Annotated in this window: 19 protein-coding genes; 12 read left to right on the top strand and 7 right to left on the bottom strand. The window is 63.1% G+C overall.

Annotated elements, in window-relative coordinates:
* Positions 1-127: 127 nt before the first annotated feature.
* The 6 genes from J5J83_RS02140 to acs all read right to left on the bottom strand — a co-directional run bounded on the left by J5J83_RS02140 (position 128) and on the right by acs (position 9,906).
* Positions 128-2,164 carry a sodium:solute symporter family protein gene (locus J5J83_RS02140; RefSeq protein WP_212344756.1) on the bottom strand — a complete coding sequence of 679 codons (2,037 nt, stop codon included), beginning with the start codon at positions 2,162-2,164 and terminating at the stop codon, positions 128-130.
* Between the two features lie 46 nt (positions 2,165-2,210).
* The gene (locus J5J83_RS02135) at positions 2,211-4,382 is read right to left on the bottom strand and encodes an exonuclease domain-containing protein (protein ID WP_212344753.1); all 2,172 of its coding nucleotides are present in this window, start codon (positions 4,380-4,382) and stop codon (positions 2,211-2,213) included.
* A 3-nt stretch (positions 4,383-4,385) separates the two neighbouring features.
* Positions 4,386-4,754 carry a response regulator gene (locus tag J5J83_RS02130; RefSeq protein ID WP_212344750.1) on the bottom strand — a complete coding sequence of 123 codons (369 nt, stop codon included), beginning with the start codon at positions 4,752-4,754 and terminating at the stop codon, positions 4,386-4,388.
* A gap of 45 nt (positions 4,755-4,799) precedes the next feature.
* Positions 4,800-7,529, bottom strand: coding sequence for a sensor histidine kinase (locus tag J5J83_RS02125; protein ID WP_212344747.1), 2,730 nt, complete (start codon positions 7,527-7,529; stop codon positions 4,800-4,802).
* 13 nt (positions 7,530-7,542) lie between these two features.
* Positions 7,543-7,740 carry a hypothetical protein gene (locus tag J5J83_RS02120; RefSeq protein ID WP_212352728.1) on the bottom strand — a complete coding sequence of 66 codons (198 nt, stop codon included), beginning with the start codon at positions 7,738-7,740 and terminating at the stop codon, positions 7,543-7,545.
* A gap of 201 nt (positions 7,741-7,941) precedes the next feature.
* Positions 7,942-9,906, bottom strand: coding sequence for an acetate--CoA ligase (gene acs / locus J5J83_RS02115; RefSeq protein ID WP_212344746.1), 1,965 nt, complete (start codon positions 9,904-9,906; stop codon positions 7,942-7,944).
* 224 nt (positions 9,907-10,130) lie between these two features.
* Between acs and J5J83_RS02110 the strand changes: the two genes are divergently transcribed.
* Both J5J83_RS02110 and J5J83_RS02105 read left to right on the top strand, forming a co-directional pair.
* The gene (locus tag J5J83_RS02110; RefSeq protein WP_212344743.1) at positions 10,131-11,666 is read left to right on the top strand and encodes a fumarate hydratase; all 1,536 of its coding nucleotides are present in this window, start codon (positions 10,131-10,133) and stop codon (positions 11,664-11,666) included.
* A 169-nt stretch (positions 11,667-11,835) separates the two neighbouring features.
* Positions 11,836-13,101: an HD-GYP domain-containing protein gene (locus tag J5J83_RS02105; protein WP_212344740.1), complete on the top strand. Its 1,266-nt coding sequence runs from the start codon at positions 11,836-11,838 to the stop codon at positions 13,099-13,101.
* A 102-nt stretch (positions 13,102-13,203) separates the two neighbouring features.
* Here J5J83_RS02105 and J5J83_RS02100 read toward each other — a convergent pair whose 3' ends face one another.
* Positions 13,204-13,500, bottom strand: a complete 297-nt coding sequence (locus J5J83_RS02100) for a hypothetical protein (protein ID WP_212344736.1) — start codon at positions 13,498-13,500, stop codon at positions 13,204-13,206.
* A 247-nt stretch (positions 13,501-13,747) separates the two neighbouring features.
* Here J5J83_RS02100 and J5J83_RS02095 point away from each other — a divergent pair, with 247 nt between their 5' ends.
* The 10 genes from J5J83_RS02095 to J5J83_RS02050 all read left to right on the top strand — a co-directional run bounded on the left by J5J83_RS02095 (position 13,748) and on the right by J5J83_RS02050 (position 23,363).
* Positions 13,748-14,173, top strand: coding sequence for a cytochrome c (locus J5J83_RS02095; RefSeq protein WP_212344733.1), 426 nt, complete (start codon positions 13,748-13,750; stop codon positions 14,171-14,173).
* Between the two features lie 44 nt (positions 14,174-14,217).
* Complete coding sequence (locus J5J83_RS02090; RefSeq protein ID WP_212344730.1) at positions 14,218-15,597, top strand: cbb3-type cytochrome c oxidase subunit I; 1,380 nt, start codon at positions 14,218-14,220, stop codon at positions 15,595-15,597.
* Positions 15,598-15,795: 198 nt separating this feature from the next.
* Entirely contained in the window at positions 15,796-16,266 is a 471-nt protein-coding gene (locus J5J83_RS02085; RefSeq protein ID WP_212344726.1) for a MarR family transcriptional regulator, read from the top strand.
* A 45-nt stretch (positions 16,267-16,311) separates the two neighbouring features.
* Entirely contained in the window at positions 16,312-17,520 is a 1,209-nt protein-coding gene (locus J5J83_RS02080) for a multidrug effflux MFS transporter (RefSeq protein ID WP_212344717.1), read from the top strand.
* 215 nt (positions 17,521-17,735) lie between these two features.
* Positions 17,736-18,281, top strand: a complete 546-nt coding sequence (locus tag J5J83_RS02075; protein WP_212344714.1) for an iron transporter — start codon at positions 17,736-17,738, stop codon at positions 18,279-18,281.
* Between the two features lies 1 nt (position 18,282).
* Positions 18,283-19,767: a carbohydrate porin gene (locus J5J83_RS02070; protein ID WP_212344711.1), complete on the top strand. Its 1,485-nt coding sequence runs from the start codon at positions 18,283-18,285 to the stop codon at positions 19,765-19,767.
* Positions 19,768-19,845: 78 nt separating this feature from the next.
* A complete protein-coding gene (locus J5J83_RS02065) occupies positions 19,846-20,184 on the top strand; it encodes a cupredoxin domain-containing protein (RefSeq protein WP_212344709.1) in 339 nt (112 codons plus the stop codon).
* A gap of 21 nt (positions 20,185-20,205) precedes the next feature.
* Positions 20,206-21,030: an FTR1 family protein gene (locus J5J83_RS02060; protein WP_212344706.1), complete on the top strand. Its 825-nt coding sequence runs from the start codon at positions 20,206-20,208 to the stop codon at positions 21,028-21,030.
* A complete protein-coding gene (locus J5J83_RS02055) occupies positions 21,027-22,415 on the top strand; it encodes a 4Fe-4S binding protein (protein ID WP_212344703.1) in 1,389 nt (462 codons plus the stop codon). Before J5J83_RS02060 ends, J5J83_RS02055 begins: the two co-directional genes overlap by 4 nt.
* Positions 22,416-22,739: 324 nt before the next feature.
* Positions 22,740-23,363 carry a CDP-alcohol phosphatidyltransferase family protein gene (locus tag J5J83_RS02050; protein ID WP_212344696.1) on the top strand — a complete coding sequence of 208 codons (624 nt, stop codon included), beginning with the start codon at positions 22,740-22,742 and terminating at the stop codon, positions 23,361-23,363.
* Positions 23,364-23,368: the final 5 nt, after the last annotated feature.

The following is a 23,368-nucleotide window of genomic DNA, read 5'->3' as shown; positions in this document are numbered from 1 at the left end:
CAACATATCACAAAAGTAATAAGTTAAAACCCGTATTTTCCACCCCCCGCCATCGCGGCGTCCGCCCTGCCCCCGTCGGATTCAGACCGAAGCGTCTGATCTGGTGCCGCACGTCATCACCCGCGGTTCAGTGCGGCGGCGCCTCCGACGGCGGCAGTTGCGGGTAGCGCACGTAATCGACCAGATCCTGGATTTCCTTTGGCGGGGGCGGCGTGAGCAGGCTGACGACCATGATCACGATGAAACCCAGCGGCACCCCGAACACGCCCGCCGAGATCGAGTTGATATCGAACCAGGCGTTGGCCATCGAGCCGCCGAAGAAGGGATGGGTGCGCACTACGTAATACAGGGTGACCCCGAGCCCGAGCAGCATGCCGGCCACCGCGCCAGCCCGGTTCGCGCGCTTCCAGAAGATGCCGAGCACCAGGGCGGGAAAGAAGGACGCCGCACCGATCGAGAACGCCAGCCCGACCATGAACAGGATGTTGTCGGGGCGCAGTGAAGCGACCCACGCGGCCACGACGGCCACCACCAGCAGCTGCGACTTGGAGATGACCAAGCGCCGATGGGTGGACGCATTGGGGTTGATGACCTTGTAGTACAGATCGTGCGAAAGCGCGTTGGAGATGGTCAGCAGCAGGCCGTCGGCGGTCGATAGCGCAGCGGCAAGACCACCCGCAGCGACCAGACCGGTCACCACATAGGGCAGGCCGGCGATCTCGGGCGTGGCGAGCATGATCACGTCGGTGTTCATCGTCAGTTCCGAGAGCTGCAGGATGCCGTCGCCGTTGATGTCCTCGATGCGCACCAGCCCGACCTTGCCCCACGACACCACCCAGTCGGGCAAGATGGAGAGGCTGGAGCCGATGACGTGGTTGTACACCTCCCATTTCGCGAACACCGCGTACGCGGGCGCGGTGACGTAGAGCAGGAAGATGAAGAACAACGACCAGAACACCGAGCGCCGCGCCTCGACCACGCCCGGCGTGGTGTAGTAGCGCATCAGGATGTGCGGCAGCGCAGCGGTGCCGACCATCAGCACGAACACCAGCGCCAGAAAATTGTTGCGCGAGGCGGTACGCGCCTCCGGTGTGTTGCCGGGGTGCGCCTGCGCGTGCCGGGGGGGCGAGCGCGAACGCTCCAGCGCTTCGGCCTCGGCCTTGCTCCATTGCGTCCGGGCCTCGTCCGGGGCATGCGGAAGGTCGCGCAGCGCACGCTCGGTATGGGCGATTTCCCGCGCCGACGCATTCTCCAGCCGCATCACGTTAAGGCGCTCGATCAGCGACCGCCGCTCCGCTTCGAGCGAACCCGGCAAATCGGCGATCTTGGAGGCGTAGTCCTGGGCGCGATAGCGATACTGCTTGCGCGCTTCGAGCTCGCCCGGATCCTTGATCAACTCTTCCTCGCGGGCCGTCAATTGGGTCAGCACCTGACCGTACATCACCTGCGGCAGCGGCACGCCGGTGAGCTTGTACGACAGGATGACCACCGGCACGAAGTAGGCAATGATGAGGATGACGTATTGCGCCACCTGGGTCCAGGTGACCGCGCGCATGCCGCCCAGGAAAGAGCACACCAGGATGCCGGCCAGACCGATGAACAACCCGATTTCGAACTCGACGCTGACGAAGCGGCTGGTCACCAGACCCACACCGTAGATCTGCGCCACCAGGTAGACGAAGCTCGCCAGCACGGTCGCCGCCAGCCCCACCAGCCGGGCAAAGTTGCCCTGGTAGCGCGCGCCGAGGAAGTCCGGAATCGTGTATTGACCGAACTTGCGCAGGTACGGGGCCAGCAGCAAGGCCACGAGCACGAAGCCGCCGGTCCAGCCGGTGACGAAGGCGAGGCCTTCGAAGCCCGAGAAATACAGCGTACCGGCCAGACCGATGTAGGACGCCGCGCTCATCCAGTCTGCCGCCGTGGCCATGCCATTGAATACCGCTGGCACCCTTCTGCCCGCCACGTAGTATTCGGACACATCGGTGGTGCGGCTCATGACCCCGATGCTGGCGTAGATCGCGATGGTCACGAACAGGAACACATGGCCGATGAGATAGTGCGACAGGCCGAGCTGTTCGCCGATCGCAAGCGCGATCACGAAGAACACGAAGGTGCCGGTGTACCAGCCGTAGTAGCGCCGAAGCTGACGCGAGAAGGCGCTCAAGGACGCCTCCCGGCCCTGACGGCGACGACGTGGTGGTCAGCCGGCATCAATACTTGATCCGCGCATAGTAGGTCTTTTCGGCGGCCTCTCGGGCCTCGCGCAGGGTACGGATGCCCATTTCCGCCAGCAGGGGCACGAGCTTGAGGAAGACTTCCGCGGTGACGATGGCGTCGCCCAGCGCCGTGTGGCGGCCGATGATGGTGAGCCCGAGGCGTTCGGCGATGGCTTCGAGGCGGTGCGATTCCTGGTTGGGATGCACCACCGCCGACAGCAGCAGCGTGTCGAGCACCGGCTGATCGAAGCGCAGACCCGTCAGCGTCTCTTTGAGCTGCAGGAAGCGCATGTCGAAGGCCGCGTTGTGAGCGATCAGCACGGTTTCGGCGGAGAAGGCATGAAAGGCCGGCAGCACCGTATCGATGGTCGGCTGCCCGCGCAGCATGTCTTCCGAAATGCCGTGGATCTTTGCCGACTCCGCCGACAAGGGACGGCACGGGTCGATGAGCTGCTCGAAGGACTCGTTGCGCAGGAGCTTGCCATTGAGCACGCGGGTAGCGCCGATCTGAATGATTTCGTCGCCCTGCGACGGGTTCAGGCCGGTTGTCTCGGTATCGAACACCGTGTACGCCAGTTCCGTCAGCAGCCGATCGTCGAGCGCATGGGACTTCTCCGACCATTTGAAGAGGTCGAAGTCGTAATATTCCGGACGGCTCTCGCCGCGCAGGAAGGCTTCGGACTCCACCTGCTCTTGCGGCACCGCGGCCGGAATGAGCAGACGGAAGAAGGCGCGATGGCGCACCTTCTCGCGCTCGAGCCACATCTCGCCATCGTGACGCTCGACCACGTCGCGCACGGTCAGCGGACTGCTCTCGCCGGCAAACTGCATCGGCTCGAGTTCCCAGGTCATCACCGTCTCCGTGCTCATCGCCTGCCCCGACCAGATGAGATCGACATGCACCAGGCGACCGGCCGCAATGAGGCGCAGGCGCACTTCGCGCACCTCGAACTCGTCGGACAGGCGGCTGGCCAGATAGGTGACGGCCTGCATCAGCGAGAAGCTGTCGACCTTCACCCACAGGGCCTCGTCGACCTCCTCGAGCTTGGTACGCAGACTGAGGCGCTGCTCGATCTGGCGCTGCAGTGCCGCAATGAGGTCGGCCCCGAGCATTTCCTCCAGCGGCCAGCGCGCCTTGAGCGAATCGGCAAACTCGTTCGCGGTCTGATCCAGGCGACGGCTCATGGCCTGCGTCTCGTCGCGGATCACGGCACGGAAGCGCTCGCGCAACTCGCCCTGCAGATCAGCGTATTCCAGCATTTCGGCTGCGGCGCGGACGTTTGCCAATGCGGCCCGATTGCCCTCGGTCAGCGTGTGCAGCATCTGGTCGCGCCGCGACTCCTTCTCGAAGGTGCGCGTGATGTTGTCCAGCATCAGAATGAAACCGCTGAGGCTGCGCTCACGTGCCTCGTCGTTCTCTGCGGCCGACAGCACCGGCGCCATCTGCACCCGCAGTAGCTGCCCGGCACGCGTCGTGGTGACGAAATTGGCCACCGGCTGCGCCCCTTCCCGCCCCAGGCGCTGATTGATCGTCTCCAGCGCATGACTGACGAGATTGCGCTCGAATACCCCATAGATCGAACGCCCGAGCCCGATCAGTTCCCCGCCACCAGCGACCCCCGGTGCGTCGGACATGGCTTTGAACTGCATTCTGGCGCGGTTGTTGTAGAGCAGGATGCGACCATCCAGATTGCACACCACCACGCTTTGCGTGAGTTCGGACATCAGTGCGGCAAGACGATTCCGCTCCTGCTCCACCGAGGCCTTGGCGGCGCTGATCTGCGCCTCGACATCCTTGCTCACCGTGTCGCGCTGCTGCGCCAGTTCATTGACGGCAAGCGCGAGCGCCTGCACCTCGGGCGGCCCGTCGGGTTCCACGCGGAACCCTGCGTTGGCGCCCAGCATCAGGCGAAGGTTCTCCGCCATGCGCAGCAGACCCTGAACATATTGACGAAACAGGTTGCGCAATACGCTGACACCCACCGCGAAACCCATGATGGTCAGCAAGGCGCCAAGCGGCAGGAGCGGCTCGATCACCTGGATCAGCAGCTCACGTTGCGCCCCCTTCGCTTCCACCCACACCAGGATGGCGGTCAGCACGAAGGGGCCTGTCATGAGCAGGCCGAGCACGATGACCGCGAGGACGAAGCGCATGCGGGCCGACATGGATCAGCGCTCCAGCATGCTGCGTACGCGCTCCACCAACTCCTTGGTCGAAAACGGCTTTGTCATGTAGGCGTCGGCGCCCAGCGCCAGCCCCTTGCTGACCTCCGTATCGCGCCCCTTCGCGGTCAGCATCAGGATGCGGATATCCTGCAGGGCCGGATCGGCCTTGACCTCCTGGCAGACTTCGAAACCGCTCTTCTTGGGCATCATGACATCGAGCAGCACGAGATCGGGCCGATCGCTGCGAATCCGGTGCACCGCCTCCTCGCCATCCGTTGCGATGATGACCTCAAACCCCTCCCGCTTCATCAGAAACTCGAGCGAGATGACGATATTGGGCTCATCGTCTGCAATCAATATTTTCCTGGACATGCATTCCCTCCCCTCTTGCCTGTTCTATTTTATGTCATCCGTCGTTCAGACCGGCTGCATTGGCAGCACAAACGAAAATACCGCACCCTCTCCCGGTTTCGATTTCACCCACAAACGACCACCGAAGTGCTCGACGATCTGCCGACTGATCGGCAAACCCAGCCCAGTGCCTTGCGGTCGCGCTTTGGCACCGCCGCCCTGTCTGAACTTCTCGAACACCACCGGCTCCAGTTCTGGCGAGATGCCCTCGCCATTGTCCGCCACATCCACCCTGATGCCCTCGTCACCGACACTGAGCTTCACCTCGACCCGTCCGCGCCCCTCCGGCACGAACTTGGCCGCATTGGACAGCAGGTTGATCATGACCTGCAGCAGGCGATCATGATCGGCCCTGAGTACGGGCACCGCGTCTGCCAGGTCGGTGACGATTTCGGCACCACGATCACGAAACAGTTGCGAAGTGGTCGATATTGCATGTTCGACCAGCTCCCGCATATCGACATCCGAATTGTGCCATTCGGCGTGGCCGGATTCGATCTTGGCGAGGTCCAGCACTTGATTGACGAGCCGCGTCAGGCGTTCGGTTTCCGACACGATAATGCCGAGAAAGCGCTTGCGGTTCGCCAGATCGGTGCGCGGATCATCCAGCATCATCTCGGAAAGCGCCCTGATCGAGGTCAGCGGCGTACGCAATTCATGCGTGACCGAAGACATGAAATCGTCCTTGAGGCGGTCGAACTCCTTGAGCTGCTCGTTGGCCGCCCTCAATTCGCTAGTGGCCACCTCCAGCGCGCGCGATTTCTCCTCGAGCTGATGCGAATAGGCGCGCACCTGTGACGCCTCGTCGAGGATGTTCATGACCTCGTCGAGGCCGAGCGGCTCTTCTTGCACCACGGTCGACACCATGACGCGGGCGGACGCACTGCCAATGGCGCCGGCGAGCAGGCTTTCGGCGAAATTGACCAGCTCGGGGTCGGCCTTCAACTGATCGAGACTGGACAGATCATGCGAACGAGCGTAGCGCGCAAAGGCCTCTTCGGTCCGACGCTTCCCGAGGAAGCGCGATACCAGCGGCACCAACTCACGCACCTCTGCTCCGCTACGCCAGAAGCTTGCCGGCGTACCCGGCCCGCGCCGAAAGACGTCGACGAACAGCGTCGCCTGGCTTGCCTCGGCGCCGGTGGGCGAACGCAGTAGCGACACCCCGACATAGCCGCAGACGTTCGCCAACAGGCTCCAGAACAGCGCATGACTGAGGCTGTCGAGGCCGCCCAGCCCAAACAGGTGCTCAGGACGCAAAAATTCGATACCGAATGGCCCTGCAGTCAGAATCGCCATGTCGAGCCAGCCCGACTTGGCAAACGACGGCAATAGCAACGTGTACGCCCATACCGAAAACCCCGCGAGCAAGCCCGCCAGCGCGCCATCGCGCGTGCCGCCACGCCAGTACATGCCCCCCAGCATGGCCGGTGCAAACTGCGCGACTGCGGCAAAACTGATCAGGCCGATACTCACCAGCGCATAGGCTTCCCCGGCGAGGCGAAAATACAGGTAGCCCAGCAACATCACGACGACGATGGCGCCGCGCCGTATCATCAGCAGCGTGCCGGTCAGATCGCGGCGCCCGTCGCGTGCGAAATCGGATCCGCGCAGCAACAGGGGCATCACTAGGTCGTTGCACACCATCGTGGACAGCGCAATGGTCTCCACGATGACCATGCCGGTTGCAGCCGACAGGCCACCGACGAACACCAGCAGGGCCAGCTCGACCTGCCCGTGCACCATGGGCAAGGTGAGTACGAAAGTGTCGGGATCCACCGTGCCGCGACCGAACAGCAACAACCCGCCCAGCGCCATTGGAATGACGAAGATATTGATTGCGAGCAGATAGGCGGGAAACACCCAGCTCGCCCGCCGCAGATGCTGCTCATTGACGTTCTCGACGACCATGATCTGGAACTGGCGCGGGAGAAAGATGATCGACAGCATCGCCAGCAGCATCAACGAGAACCAGCCTCCATACCCTGTCTTGCCCGCACCGTCGAAACTGAGCAGCGACAGCAGATCGGGATTCGCCGCGGCACGCGCATAGATATCGCCGATACCGTCGTAGAGGAAATAGGTGACATACACGCCGACCGCGAGAAAGGCCAGCAGCTTCACCACTGATTCGAAAGCGATCGCCGCCACCATGCCTTCGTGACGTTCGGTCGTATCGAGATGACGGGTGCCGAAAAGCACCGTGAAAGCGGCCAGCGTCAGTGCGAGATACAGCGTACTGTCCTGCAGCCAGCCCCCCAGATGCAGGGGACTGAAATCGCTGTCGTGATCGCCGGTGAGCAGGGCATAACCGCCCGAAATGGCCTTCAACTGCAAAGCGATGTACGGCACCGTCCCGACCACGGCAATCACGGTGACCAATCCGCCCAGCACGTGGCTCTTGCCGTAGCGCGACGCGACGAAGTCGGCAATCGATGTAATGCGGTGCGTCTTGGCGATGCGGATCATCTTCAGCACCACCAGCCATGACAGCGCCAGACCGAGGGTGGGACCGAGATAGATAGGCAGGAACCAGATGCCGCCCGATGCGGCTCGTCCGACACTGCCAAAGTAGGTCCATGCCGTGCAATACACGCCGAGCGACAGCGAATACACCCACGGATTATCGATGATGGAGCGCCCCTGATCGGCACGGCGATCGCCGACATAGGCGACGGCAAACAGCACCAGCAGGTAGGCGATCGACGCACCGACGATGGTGCTGCCCGAGAGCATCACGCGGCTCGGATCATCTTGAGCCCCGCTCGGCAATCCACGCCATGAGCGCGATCAGTCCGGCCCAGATGGCGAAGAGCGCAACATGCAGCAAAGGCAGACCGAACACCCTGACGGGCCGGTCGAACAAGGACAACAATGGAAAGTTGAACAGCAACATGCCGGCGAGAAACACGGCGACCAGACGTTGCCCGGCAAGACCCTTGCGCATCATGCACCCCAATGATGACGGCGTTGCCCTGATTATAGCGGCGCGGCGCTGCCGCTCTTGATGGCGGCTTCAGCGACACACGACAATTCGGAGGCACGTCTTGCGCGCGCCTTCCTCTCCTCACCCGGACCCGGCTACGTGGCCGGATCATCTCCGTTATTCCGTGCAGGTGCCGGCAGCGCTGCCGCCGGCACCGAAAACTCAACCCTTGAGCTGATCCAGAATGGCTGGATTCTCGAGCGTCGAGGTGTCCTGCGTGATCTCCTCGCCCTTGGCCAGCTGGCGCAACAGGCGGCGCATGATCTTGCCCGAACGCGTCTTGGGCAGGTTCTCACCGAAGCGGATGTCCTTCGGCTTGGCGATCGGCCCGATCTCGTGGCCGACCCAGTTCTGCAGTTCCTTGATCACGGCCTTGGCTTCCTCGCCGCTCGGACGCGCGCCCTTGAGCACTACGAAGGCGACGATGGCCTCACCCGTCAGATCATCGGGACGACCCACTACGGCTGCTTCGGCAACCTTCTCGTGGGCCACCAGCGCGGATTCGATTTCCATCGTGCCCATGCGGTGACCGGAGACGTTCAGCACGTCGTCGATACGGCCGGTGATGGTGAAGTAGCCGGTGTCCTTGTCGCGGATCGCGCCGTCGCCGGCCAGATAGAGCTTGCCCTGGAAATCGGCCGGGTAGTAGGACTTGACGAAACGCTCGGGGTCGCCCCAGATGGTGCGGATCATTGCCGGCCACGGACGCTTGACGACCAGGATGCCGCCCTGCCCCCAAGGAACTTCGGTACCGGTTTCATCGACCACGGCGGCCTGGATGCCCGGGAAGGGCAGCGTGCAGGAACCCGGCACCAGCGGCGTGGCGCCCGGCAGCGGGGTGATCATGTGGCCACCGGTTTCGGTCTGCCAGAAGGTATCGACGATCGGGCAGCGGCCGCCGCCGACGTTCTCGTAGTACCACTCCCACGCAGCCGGGTTGATCGGCTCACCGACCGAACCGAGGATGCGCAGGCTCGAGAGGTCGTACTTCTTGGGATGAACGGCTTCGTTGTTGTCGGCGGCCTTGATCAGCGAGCGGATCGCGGTCGGCGCAGTGTAGAACACGGAAACCTTGTGGTCCTGGATCATCTTCCAGAAACGGCCGGCATCCGGATAGGTCGGCACGCCTTCGAACACGATCTCGGTCGTGCCGCAGGCCAGCGGGCCATAGGTAATATAGGTGTGACCGGTCACCCAGCCGATGTCGGCGGTACACCAGAAGACATCGTCCGGCTTGATGTCGAAGGTGTACTTCATGGTCAGGATGGCATGCAGCAGGTAGCCGCCCGTCGAATGCTGGACGCCCTTCGGCTTGCCGGTCGAACCCGAGGTGTAGAGCAGGAACAGCGGGTGTTCGGCATCGACCCACTCCGGCTCGCAAACGTCGGACTGACCCGCCACGGCGTCGTGATACCAGGTGTCGCGCCCCGCCACCATGGCGCAGTCGGCACCGGTGCGTTTGACCACGAACACGTTCTTGATCGATTCGCAGCCGCCCATGCCGAGTGCTTCGTCGGCAATCGGCTTCAGGGGCAGTGCCTTGCCACCGCGGAACTGGCCGTCGGAGGTAATCAGGGCCACCGCGCCGGCATCGTTGATGCGGTCGCGCAGGGCCTGGGCCGAGAAGCCACCGAACACGATGGAGTGGGTGGCGCCGATACGGGCACATGCCTGCATCGCAACAATGCCTTCGATCGACATCGGCAGATAGATGACGACGCGATCGCCCTTCTTGACACCTGCACCGCGCAGCGCGTTGGCAAACTTGGATACGCGACCGAGCAGGTCCTTGTAGGTGACGCGGGTGACTTCACCGCTGTCCGCTTCAAAGATGATCGCAACCTTGTCGCCCAGACCATTGTTCACCTGACGGTCGAGGCAGTTGTAGGAAACGTTCAGCTGGCCGTCTGCAAACCACTTGAAGAAAGGTGCATTGCTTTCATCCAGCACCTGGGTGAAGGGCTTCTTCCATTCCACCAGCTCGCGGGCCTTGCGTGCCCAGTACCCTTCGTAGTCGTCCTCGGCTTCCTTCACCAGGGCGTTGTAGGCTTCCATGCCGGAAACAGCCGCGTTCTTCTTGAATTCTTCCGTGGGGTTGTAGATGCGTACTTGTTGTTCATTCGACATGCTGACCTCTCCTCAACTAATCAAAGATTTGAAGCTGACCCAAGCGGCGCGGCTGGTTGATCCAGCCTGTGATTCGTCTGCATTCCGGCCGTGGAATGGACGGCATTTAATAACACCTATCTTACACAGGACTTACACATTGTCGCGAATGCTCCGTCATGCCTGCCAGTGTTAGAATTTGAACTGTAGCATCACTTCGCTCAAGCCACCCCGGAGATCCAAGCATGACCGTAATTCGCGAGGAAGACCTCATCCAGTCAGTCGCGGATGCTTTCCAGTACATCAGCTACTACCATCCGCTCGATTACATCAAGGCACTCGGCGAGGCCTACGAGCGCGAGGAAAGCCCCGCCGCCAAGGACGCCATTGCCCAGATTCTGACCAACTCGCGCATGGCCGCCGAAGGGCATCGCCCGATCTGCCAGGACACGGGTATTGGCATGGTCTTCCTCAAGGTCGGCATGAACGTCCGCTGGGACGACGCCACCATGAGCCTGCAGGAGATGGTGAACGAAGGCGTGCGGCGCGCCTACGGCAACCCGGTCAACCCGCTGCGTGCATCCGTGCTGGCCGATCCCGCCGGCGCCCGCCGGAACACCCGCGACAACACGCCCGCCGTGGTCCATTTCGAGATCGTGCCGGGTGACCACGTCGAAGTCATCTGTGCGGCAAAGGGTGGCGGCTCCGAGGCAAAGTCCAAGTTCGCCATGCTCAACCCGTCCGACGACCTCGTCGAGTGGGTACTCAAGATGATCCCGCAGATGGGTGCCGGCTGGTGCCCGCCGGGCATCATCGGTATCGGCATCGGCGGCACGCCCGAAAAGGCAATGCTGCTGGCCAAGGAATCCATCATGGCGCCGGTGGACATCCACGAACTCAGGGACAAGGCCGCTTCCGGTGCCAAGCTCACCCGCGCCGAGGAACTGCGCCTCGAGCTGATGGACAAGATCAATGCCCTCGGCGTCGGCGCCCAGGGCCTGGGCGGTCTGACCACCGTGCTCGACGTCAAGGTGCTCGACTACCCCTGTCACGCGGCCAACCTGCCCGTGGCGCTGGTACCGAACTGTGCCGCAACACGCCACTGTCATTTCCACCTCGACGGCAGCGGCCCGGCGAAAATCGAGCCGCCGCGCCTGGAAGACTGGCCGGCCGTTACCTGGACGCCCGACCTCAAGACCGCGACCCGCGTCAATCTCGACACCCTCACCAAGGAAGAGGTTGCGTCGTGGAAGCCGGGCCAGAAACTGCTGCTCAACGGCAAGATGCTTACCGGTCGTGACGCCGCACACAAACGCATCCAGGACATGCTCGCCAAGGGCGAGAAGCTGCCAGTGGATTTCACCAACCGGGTGATCTACTACGTTGGCCCGGTCGACCCGGTGCGTGACGAAGTGGTCGGCCCTGCCGGCCCGACCACTGCAACCCGGATGGACAAGTTCACCCGCATGATGCTCGAGCAGACCGGACTGATCTCGATGATCGGCAAGTCCGAACGCGGCCCGGTCGCGATCGAGGCGATCAAGGACAACAAGTCTGCCTACCTGATGGCCGTCGGCGGCGCAGCCTATCTTGTCGCCAAGGCAATCAAGTCGGCCAAGGTGGTGGGCTTCGAAGACCTCGGCATGGAGGCCATCTACGAATTCGACGTCCAGGACATGCCGGTGACCGTCGCGGTCGACTCGAGCGGCACGAGCGTGCACAACACCGGCCCGAAGGAATGGCAGGCGAAGATCGGCAAGATTCCGGTCGCCGTCGCGTAATCGCGCAGATGTAGTGCATCCCCCGGTCGCGCATCCGCGGCCGGGCAGATCGGAGAGGGGGCAGTCCGCTCCCGTCCGCGCACCCGGATCAGATACCGTTGAACCATGCCACTTTCAGGCAGGTGTGCTGGCAGCCATTTAACCATGAAGAAAACATGGGATCACAATCTTGGCCAACCCGCTGAATGCTCATCAGACCTTGCGCAGACGGCTTCTCTGGGTCGGTGTGATCACCGCCATGCTCGTTGGCGTCCTCACTTGGCTCACGGAATCTGAAAAGATCGACGAACGGGTGATGGCACTTGCGACCCACACGGCGCAACGCGTCTCACCACAGAACCTCGACGCCTATGCGTCCGGGCGCATGACGCTGGCCGAACTTGAACTGGTGATCCAGGACGTCGCCACCGATCATTTCGGCATCATCGAACTCTATGGCCCCGACAAAGAACGAATCCTGGAGTACGTGCCACCGGCACTCGACAAACTCGAAGAAGAGTTGAAGCGCGGCGGGCACATTCCGCTGACGTCGGAAGCAAGCTATCTGAAGCGCATGGTCGCCGGACATTTTGCGCTGGTGGTCGCGGTGCCGATCGCGCGCGCAGGCGCAGCGCCATCCGGCTATCTCGAGGGCGTGTATCTGCCCGACGATGCGACCATGGGCCAGATCCGGATGGATGTAATCAGGACGGTCGGCCTCGTCGTCGCCGCAATCATGCTGACCACCCTGGTCACCTACCCCGTCGTCATGGCATTGCACCGCGAGGTCACCGCCCGCACGCGCTCCATTCTGCGCGGCAACCTCGAGTTGCTCCAGGTGCTCGGCGGAGCCATCGCGCAACGCGACTCCGACACCAATGTCCACAACTATCGCGTCACCCTCTACGCGCTCGCGCTCGCCCAGGCGATCAAGCTGCCCGACAGCATGATGCGTGGCCTCGTGGCCGGCGCGTTTTTGCACGACGCCGGAAAAATCGGCATCTCCGACACCATCCTGCTGAAGCCCGGCAAGCTGACCGCCGAAGAGTTCCAAATCATGAAGACCCATGTCGCGCTGGGCATCGAGATTCTCAAGCACTCGGAATGGTTGTTGCAGGCGCGCGACGTCGTTGCCTACCACCATGAGAAGTACGATGGTTCCGGCTACATGGAGGGGCTGAGCGGTGAGGCCATTCCGCTCAATGCAAGGATTTTCGCCGTGGTTGACGTGTTCGACGCGCTCACCTCGCGCCGCCCCTACAAAGAGCCGATGTCACCGCAGCGCGCACTTGAAATCATGGAGCGGGACGCTGGCAGTCATTTTGACCCAGCTCTCCTTCGCGTCTTCGCCCCGCTTGCCACCGACGTGCATGAACGCTTTTCACAGGCGGGAGAAGAGAGCTTGCGGGCTCAACTCATGCCCCTGCTCGAACGCTATTTCATGGAAGGCGCCTGACGCAGACAGCGCCCAAGCGCGGGAACAGCGCCCAAGCGCGGGAACAGCGCGACGCCGCATCGGCGCCCCCAGGGTGCCGGCAGCGGTTCGTATCAGTCACAGTCAGTGAAGCAGGACGGAAGCAGACCGCCGCCAGGTGGCTGACGCCGCCGCGTGTTCCTGCATCGGCGCGAGATCCCAGAAGTATTTTCCGCCCAGCGCCTCCAGACGGCGCAAGGTCGACCGTGTAAGCAGGCAGCGTTCGAAGCACCCGATTCGCGCGTCGAAACGCCCCAGCACGACACCGAGCGAGGACAACTCCAGCGCGTCCGTCTCCAGCGCGAAGATATCCCCGAGACAGGCGTGGTCGTCGTCTCCATACGGAACATTCTGCCAACTGTTCTGTGCAAGGGATCTCAAGGTCGGGCTCCAGATGATGATCGATTATACGTTCGTCCGCGCCAGCACGGATCATCGCGCTCACATGATGATCAGTTCAAGACAGCCGACTAAGGAACAAATTCACACCTGAGGGACCATATCGGCCGCGCCTGGCGGTTCTTGATGCAAATCATGGAGTACGTGCGCCCGGAAAACCAGAATCCGCCTCACCCAACGGTTTTCATTCACCTTCCGGACATAACGAGACAATCACCAGGAGCACTCCATGAGCGGCATGTTCACCAAGGCGATGGCGCGCAATATCTTCTACGGGGGCACAGTTTTCTTCTTCCTGCTCTTCCTTGCGCTGACCTTCGATACCGAGAAGACCCTTCCTAAACGTGACAACCGCGAGAACCTGAGCGCGGAGGTCATCGCCGGCAAGAAGATCTGGGAGACGCGCAACTGCATCGGCTGCCACACCCTGCTGGGCGAAGGCGCCTATTTCGCCCCCGAACTGGGCAACGTCTATACCCGTCGCGGGCCCGAGTTCATCAAGGCGTGGATCCAGTCCCAGCCCACCGGCGCACCCGGTCGCCGTCAGATGCCGCAATTTCACCTGACCGACGAGGAGCTCGACCACCTCGTGGCCTTCCTCAAGTACAGCTCTGAGATCAATACCGCGAACTGGCCGCCCAACATCGAGGGCTGAGTCGGCACACGACACGCTTCTCGACAGGACTCAAGGGGATATACATGCAATACAAATCACAAGCGGTCGCCAAGCCCTACTTCATCGCGGCGATCGGACTGTTCATCGGGCAGATCGTCTTCGGCCTGATCATGGGACTGCAATACGTGATCGGAGACTTCCTGTTTCCGACCATTCCGTTCAATGTCGCACGCATGGTGCACACCAATCTGCTGATCGTGTGGCTGCTGTTCGGCTTCATGGGCGCGGCCTACTACATGGTGCCGGAGGAATCCGAAACCGAGTTGTGGAGCCCGAAACTGGCATTGGGGCTGTTCTGGATCTTCCTCGTTGCCGGTGCGCTGACGATTCTCGGCTACCTGTTCGTGCCATACGCGACGCTGGCCCAGATGACCGGCAACGACCTGCTCGCCACCATGGGGCGCGAGTTCCTCGAACAGCCGCTGCCGACCAAGCTCGGCATCGTCGTGGTCGCGCTGGCCTTCCTGTTCAACATCAGCATGACCATGCTCAAGGGCCGCAAGACCGCGATCAGCATGGTCTTGCTGCTCGGCCTGTGGGGACTGGCGATTTTCTTCCTGTTCTCCTTCGTCAATCCGCACAACCTGGTGCGCGACAAGTTCTACTGGTGGTGGGTGGTGCACCTCTGGGTGGAAGGCGTATGGGAGCTGATCCTTGGCGCCCTGCTCGCCTTCGTGCTGATCAAGGTCACCGGCGTCGACCGTGAGGTGATCGAGAAATGGCTGTACGTCATCATCACCCTGACCCTGGTCACCGGCATCATCGGCACCGGCCACCATTACTACTGGATCGGCGCACCTGAATACTGGCAGTGGTGGGGTTCGATCTTCTCCGCGCTGGAGCCGATCCCCTTCTTCGCGATGACCGTATTCGCTTTCAACATGGTCAACCGCCGCCGTCGCGAGCATCCGAACAAGGCTGCCGTGCTGTGGGCACTGGGTACCGGCGTGATGGCCTTCCTCGGTGCCGGCGTGTGGGGCTTCCTGCATACGCTCGCGCCGGTGAATTTCTACACCCACGGCACGCAGATCACCGCCGCCCACGGTCACATGGCCTTCTATGGCGCCTACGTGATGGTAGTGCTGTGCCTGATCAGCTACGCCATGCCCATCCTGCGTGGCCGCGCTGCCAACTCGAACAAGGCGCAAGTACTGGAGATGTGGAGTTTCTGGCTGATGACGATCGCGATGGTCTTCATCACGCTGTTCCTGACCGCGGCCGGCATCCTGCAGATCTGGTTGCAGCGCGTATCGGACACGCCGATGTCCTTCATGGCCGCACAGGATCAGGTGTCGCTGTTCTACTGGCTGCGCGAGGGCGCCGGCACCATGTTCTTCATTGGTCTGGTCATCTATGTGCTGAGCTTCTTCGTCAAGGGCGAAACGAAGGCAGCAAGCGCCTGACATCGGGTGTCTCTCCGGTCGCGCCCGACGCTGTCGGGTCGCCGAGTTGAAGGGTGGCGCAAGCCACCCTTTTTTTGCGTCCTAAACGGCAGAAAAGCGCGACACGCAGCATTCACCTGAATAGATTGCTTGCTAGAAAGCAATCTATTCACTATGATCTGCAGCATGAGCCCACGCTGCCGAACCCGTTGTGAAGACATGCTGCGCATGACCGCAGACAGCTTTCCCGAGATCAATACCCCGGGAATGCGACTGATCGCCCGAATTTTCCGCCTGCGCGACCTGATCTACGAAAACGCCCAGCGCGAAATGGCCCGCTTCGACGTGTCGCCCGTCGAGTACTCGGTACTTGCCACGCTGCGCAAGACGCCCGCCCCGCACGAACTGCGTCCTTCCGATATCTACAAGGGCATGCTGCTGACCTCGGGCGGTCTCACCAAGGTGCTCAAGGGGCTGGAAAGCAAGGGCTACATCCTGCGCACCGACGATGATGCCGATCGTCGCGGCTGCCGCATCCGGCTCACACCGGAAGGCATCGAACTCATCGAGCACGCCATGAAGACCGTCATTGGCAGCGATATCGCGCTGCTCGAACGCGTGGCCTCGCCGGAACAACTCGACGCGCTCGCAGAAGCGCTGCAACCCTTTACAGAGAACCTCGACAGATGACACATACCTTACGCGCACGCGCCACACCGGGGACGGGAGGCGGCGATGAACCGCGCTGACCGCAGTCCGATGGGCTTTACCGAATTCGTCGGCTTCATCGCGGCGTGCATGGCGCTCAACGCGCTCGCCATCGACGTGATGCTGCCTGCCCTGCCCATGCTCCACGCCGATTTCAGCCTCACCGATCCCAATCAGGCGCAGGCGGTCATCGGCGTCTATCTTCTCGGCATGGGCATGTCGCAACTCGTCTACGGCCCGCTGTCGGACCGCTATGGCCGCAGACCTGTGCTCATCGGTGGCCTGATCGTATTCGCCGTGGCCGGATTCCTGTCGGCCATCACCGACAGTTTTGCCACCTTGCTTGCCGCACGCCTGCTGCAGGGCGTCGGCGCGGGCGCACCACGCGTGATCGCGGTGTCGCTGGCGCGCGACAAGTACTCCGGCCCGCAGATGGGCAAGGTCATGTCCCTGGCGATGATGGTATTCATGGCGGTACCGATCCTGGCGCCGTCCATGGGCCAGTTGATCCTGCTGGTCGCACCATGGCGATGGGCTTTCGGCGCCCTTGTCGTGGCCGGTACCGTGGTGCTGTCCTGGACCCTGTTGCGCCTGCAGGAGTCGCTGCCGCCAGAACGCCGCCGTGCCATCTCCGCCACCGCCATATTCGGCGCCTACCGCATCACCCTGAGTTCGCGGGTGGCGGTCGGCTACATGCTGGCCCTGGGGCTGGTCGTCGGCGGGCACATGGGTTTCATCACGTCGGCGCAGCAGATTTTCGTTGACGTGTTCGACGTCGGCCGCAGCTTCACCCTGCTGTTTGCCGCGGTGGCGGCCTCGCTTGCGGTGGCGGCGTTCACCAATTCAAGGCTCGTGCATCGCTTCGGCATGCGCCGCATTGCCCTCACCGGACTGGCCGTACTGGTCGGCATCAACCTGGTCCACCTCGGTCTGGCGCTCACTGGCCGGGAAACCTTGCTCGTGTTCATGCTGTTGCAGGGCGGCAGCGTATTCCTGTTCGGCTTTCTGGCATCGAACCTAAATACCCTGGCCATGGAACCCCTGGGCCATGTGGCCGGCACCGCCTCGTCGATGATCGGCTTCTTCAGCACGGTCACCGGCGCGCTTATCGGCCTCTTGATCGGTCACCTTTTCAACGGCAGCGTATCGCCCTTGATCGTCGCGTACGTGGTGCTAGGTGCGCTCGCGCTGGTGACGGTGTATTACACCGAGCGGACGCCCGTTCCGGCCGCCTGAGCACCCCGTCGCCAGCGCCACCTCCGCGACGAGACAGTCCGCCCGCAGAGGCCCCGCTTGCCGTCAGGCAGCGGGGCCTCTGCGCTCTATTGCGCCCTCACTCTCCAGATTCCGACCGAGCGCGTGTGCATCGCACAACAATATTGATAACGTTTCGCATTTGCATTACTATTTTCTCGAGCCAAGCCTACTGACACATTCAACGAGGAACCGACATGCCATCCAACATCCTGCGCAACCTGATTTTTGCCGGTGCAGCAAGCCTTTCGCTCACGGCCCACGCTCTCGAATACCCGATTGGCACGCCGCAGCAGCGCAACGGAATGGAGATTGCTGCCGTGTACCTGCAGCCGGTGGAAATGGAACCGGAAGGCATGATGAAGAAGGCTTCGGAGTCCGACATTCATATCGAAGCCGACGTGCGTGCGCTCGGAAACAACCCCAACGGGTTCGAGGAAGGCAGCTGGATTCCCTACCTGACGGTGAAATTCGAGATCACCAAGGTCGGCAGCAGCTGGAAAGCCAGCGGAGACTTCATGCCCATGGTGGCGAGCGACGGCCCCCACTACGGCGACAACATCAAGCTCGACGGACCGGGCAAGTACAAGGTGAAGTACACCATCCTGCCGCCGGGTGAAACCCATGGCACCCATTTCGGCCGTCACACCGACCGCGAAACCGGCGTGCGCCCGTGGTTCAAGGCGTTCGACGTCGAAAACGAGTTCACCTATGTCGGCGTTGGCAAGAAGGGTGGCTACTGAGATGCACTTCCCTCCTCTTGCCCGGACGGCGATCGCGCTCGCGGTCATCGGCGCGAGCAGCATCGGACACGCTGCGACAACGGATCAGGGCACACTGCTGACCGAGCTTCGTCGCCTCGCCGAGCGCGTCGAGAAGCTCGAGCAGCGCAATGCCGAGCTCGAATCCCGGCTCGCCGCGGAGAAATCCGCGCCGGCGCTCAACCAGCGCGTTGCTGCACTGGAAAAGGCCAACGAGGAACTCGCCCGGGGCCTTGAGAGCGATCGCATCAGCGAGCGCGAGCCCGAACTGGTCACGCGCCTGAAAGCGGTCGAAGCGAAGGCCGAGACCATTGCCGCCCCCTCGCGCCTGGCCGAAGCACTCGACGGCATCGCGGTCGAAGGCAGTGTGGCCGCCGTGGCCCAGCAGATCAACGGCCATGCGCGCGAGTCGGGAAAGCGCGAATCGCAGTTGTCGTGGCGCGGAGACATCGGGATTACGCTGCCGGCCGGCGACGTCGGTGCGGGAAGCGGAGAGTTCTTTACCCAGCTACGGGTCGGTCAGGGCGAGAGTTTCAGCGGTCTGAAACCGGCGTTTACCGGCGCCTTCAACAGCCTTGCATTCCAGGCCGCGGGCGGATCGGAAGAAACCTACGCCATCGTCGCCCAGGCCTGGTATCAGCTGACGACGCCGCTCGGCGACGCAGCCGACTCGAAACAGTCGCTGCAACTGACCGTGGGCAAGATGGACCCCTTCGTGTTCTTCGACCAGAACACGATCGCCGACAACGAGGGCGAACGCTTCCTCAACAATGTCTTCGTACACAATCCGATGCTCGACTCGGGCGGTGCGGTCGGTGCCGACAGCTACGGCTTCTCGCCGGGATTGCGCCTGGCCTATCGCAACGAAGCCGGCGCAGCGGACTGGTGGCAGGCCTCGCTGGCCATGTTTGGTGCGGGCGAAGGCGCGCGCTTCGGCCGCAGCTTCGACAAGCCCTTCGTGATCGGCCAGCTCGAATACGGTCGCAAGGCCTTCGGTCTCGAAGGCAACTACCGTCTCTATGCATGGCGCAACGGGCAGTACGAGGCTTTCGATGGCACCAGCGGAAAGACCACCGGCTGGGGGGCGAGTGTCGACCAGCAAGTGCATGAGGACCTGACCCTGTTCGCACGCTACGGTCAGGCCAGTTCCGGCCGTGTCGCCTTCGACCGCGCACTCACCGTCGGGGCCGAGCTGACCGGTGACGCCTGGGGACGCGGCGCCGACGGACTCGGCTTCGCCTGGGCCTGGATGCGCAGCAGCCGCGACTTCCGCGATGCAGCGCCCTTGCTGAGCGACTATGGCTTTGCTGCCAGCGGCGCGGAACAGGTGGCGGAGATCTACTACCGCTGGCACATCAATGAGCAGATTGCGCTGACGCCCGACCTGCAGTATCTGCGCCGCCCGGCAGGCAACCGCGACGGCCAGGATATCACCGCCTTCGGCGTTCGCGCCCTGTATGCGTTCTGACAACCACCCTTTCCAGCACCCTGTCCGGCCTCGCGTCGGGCAGGGTTTTCATCGTTTTGCAGCCAGGACCATTCTCACATGACACCGACACGACTGCTTGCATGCCTGCTGGGTGGCGCGGCCCTCGCCCTCTCCGGTCTCGCCCATGCCGACATTCCGAACTTCACCGTCGTCGCCGAAGACGGCCGTTTTACCCCGGATACGATCACCGTCCCGGCAAACACGCGCTTTCGCCTGACGCTGGTCAACAAGAACGCCGGGCCCGAGGAGTTCGAAACCCCCAGCCCGCTCAAGGAGCTGGTGGTCGGACCGGGCGTGACCCGCAGCACCGTATTTCCGCCGCTGAAGCCGGGTACCTACCCCTTCTTCGGCGAATTCCATCGCGATACGGCCCAGGGCCGCTTCATCGCACAATAAGCCCGCACGGGGGAAGCCATCATGGGTAATGCCTTGTTCATCGTGTGGCGCGAAAGCGTCGAAGCCATGCTGGTCATCGGCATTCTCTACGCATGGATCCGTGACCGCGGGGATGGCCGCATCGGCCTCAGGCATCTTTGGGCCGGCGTCGGTGGAGGCATGCTGCTGGCCGGGGCGCTCGCCGTGGCCATGCTCGGGTTGCAGAGCCAGCTGGCCGGGGCGGCGCTGGATGCTTTCCAGGCCGCAATCGTGTTCATCGCGGCCGGGCTGATCACCCATATGGTGTTGTGGATGCGGCATCACGGCCGCAACATGAAACGCGAACTCGAAGCCGGCATGAGCAAGGCCGCCGATGCGGCCGGCGGACTGTCGGCGGCCATGCTGGCAACCATCGCCGTGGGCCGCGAGGGTGCCGAAACCGTGCTCTTCCTCTACGGTCTGGGCGTCGAACAATCGGGCGGCACACTGGGCAGGATGCTACTCGGCGCCGGCGTGGGCTTCGCCCTGGCGCTGGCAACGGCGTGGCTGATCCAGCGTGGTGCGCGCTGGATGCCGAGTCGCCTGTTCTTCCGCATCACGGAGATCGTGCTGTTCCTGCTGGCGGCGGCACTGCTGGTATCGGGCGTGGAGCGGCTGATCAATATGGAATGGCTGCCGCCGCTGCTCGAACCGGTATGGGACAGCTCTGCCCTGCTCTCCGATGGCAGCACGACCGGCGCCATCGCAGCCGCATTCACCGGCTACCGTGCGCAACCCTCGCTCACCGTACTGCTTGCCTGGTTCGGCTACTGGGCGCTGATCGCGTGGCTGGGACGCGCCCGCCTGAGCAAGAGGTCGGGGGCATGACGACCTGTGCGCTGCCCACCCCGGCATTGCCCCGACTCGCGCGCCTGGGCGATGCCATGCGCCGCCACCGCGGCTGGATCGTGGGGGCGCAATGGGTCGTCCTGCTGGCCTACCTGTTTCTCGTCATCACCCCCGCCGTCCTCCCCCTGCCGCCGTCGAGCGCCCATCTGTGGGATAACCTGACCCTGTTCGCCCAATTCATCTTCTGGGGCATCTGGTGGCCTTTCGTGCTGGTGTCGATGATGCTGCTGGGCCGGGTGTGGTGTGGCGTACTGTGCCCGGAAGGCTTCGTCTCCGAACAGGTCTCGCGCATCGGTCTCGGCCGTCCGGTACCGCGCTGGCTCAAATGGGGCGGCTGGCCCTTCGTCGCATTCCTGGGCACGACCATCTATGGTCAGCTCGTCAGCGTATATCAATATCCCAAGGCGGTTTTGCTGGTGCTTGGCGGCTCGACCGTGGCGGCCATTGCCGTCGGTCTCGTCTATGGCCGCAACAAGCGCGTCTGGTGCCGCCACCTGTGCCCGGTCAATGGTGTTTTCGGCCTTCTCTCGCGCCTGGCCCCCATTCACTTCCGCACCGATCGCAGCGCCTGGGATGCGCATGGCGGACAGCGGTTGATTCCGATCAACTGTGCCCCGCTCGTCGATATCCGGCGTATGGAAAGCGCCGCCGAATGTCACATGTGCGGGCGCTGCAGCGGCCATCGGGACGCGGTCAGCCTTGTCGCCAGAATGCCCGGCGCCGAGGTCGCGGCACTCGACGATCGCGACGCCGACCGGTGGGAGGTACGACTGCTGGTTTTTGGCGTCATCGGCACCGCGATCGGTGCCTTCCAGTGGTCATCCTCGCCCTGGTTCGTGCAGGCCAAGCTCACCTTGGCAACCTGGCTGATCGAGCACGACGCATTCGCGCTGCTCGGAAGTGATGCGCCGTGGTGGCTGCTGACCCACTACCCGGAAGCCAACGATGTCTTCACCTGGCTCGACGGCTTGCTGATCCTTGCCTATATCGGCGCCGCCGCGCTGTTGATCGGTGGCTGGATCACCCTGTGGCTGCGCATCGCCGGACGCCTGCTCAAGCAGGCAGGCGCTCATCTGCGCCTGGCCTATGCGCTGGTTCCGCTGGGCGGCGCAGGCGTTTTCCTCGGTCTGTCGGCGCTGACCGTCACCCTGCTCGCGGCAGAAGGCTACACGCTGACGTCGCTGCCGCTGATCCGCGGCGTCCTGCTCGCGATGGCCACGCTCGCCAGTCTCGTGCTCGGCTTCATCCATGTACGCCGCACCCCGGACGGCGGCCCGCTACGTCAGTGTGCCGCCTGGCTCGCTTTCGCAAGCGCGGCAGCTGGCGCAGTGATGCCATGGGTCACGATGTTTTACCTGTGGTAAGCGTCGCCCGTCCGGTCCCGCTTTGAGTGCGAGCGCCGCAAGGAAGGGCGCTCAGAAGCACGTGCAGATGCTTCACGCGCATTGAGAGCACGTGGCTCCCGCCGTCCGACCACGGGAAGGCGAGAAACGCAACCGGATCGGCAAAGCGATCCTGCTGCCGGAGTCACTCCGAGCGCTGGCCCGACGCTACAATTGCCCGCGAAAGCGCGCTCCATCGCCCCCCAATTTCTTTCTGTCTGAAAATCCGATACTGAATGACGCCGGTATCGCCTCGCGATACGCTGCTCGCTATCATGCTGCTGCCTGACTCACCGAGCGAGACCGATGCTTTCCATCTACGACATCAAGCCCAGGTTCCAGAACCTGTTGCGCCCGATCACCACGCGACTGGCGGCGGCGGGTATCACCGCCAATGCGGTGACCTTGCTGGCGATGGGCATTTCGGTGGCGATCGGGCTGGTGCTGACGGTGTTCCGGCCGGGGCCGGCGGCCTTCCTGGTGTTGCCGATCTGGTTGTTCCTGCGCATGGCGCTCAATGCCATCGACGGCATGCTGGCGCGCGAGCATGGGCAGAAGTCCACGCTTGGCGCCTACCTGAACGAACTCACCGATGTGATCTCCGATGCGGCCCTGTACCTGCCCTTCGCCTTCGTGGCGCCGTTTGGCGGCTTGAGCGTAGGGGCGGTGATCTGGCTGTCGGCGCTGTCGGAGATGACAGGAGCGCTGGGGCCGATGGTGGGTGCCTCGCGCCGCTACGAGGGGCCGATGGGCAAGAGCGACCGGGCCTTCGTGTTTGGCGCGATGGGCCTGTGGCTGGGGCTGGCCGGCGCGCTGCCGGCGTGGTCGGGCTGGCTGATGCTGGTGATGGCGCTGCTGATCGTCTTGAATATCATCAATCGCGTGCGCGCCGGCCTGGCCGAACTCCACGCACGGGACCTGCAAGGATGAATCCC

This window comes from Azoarcus sp. L1K30 (genome assembly GCF_018122735.1).
Classification (GTDB): Bacteria; Pseudomonadota; Gammaproteobacteria; order Burkholderiales; family Rhodocyclaceae; genus Parazoarcus.
This window is presented reverse-complemented; position numbering and strand designations above follow the sequence as displayed.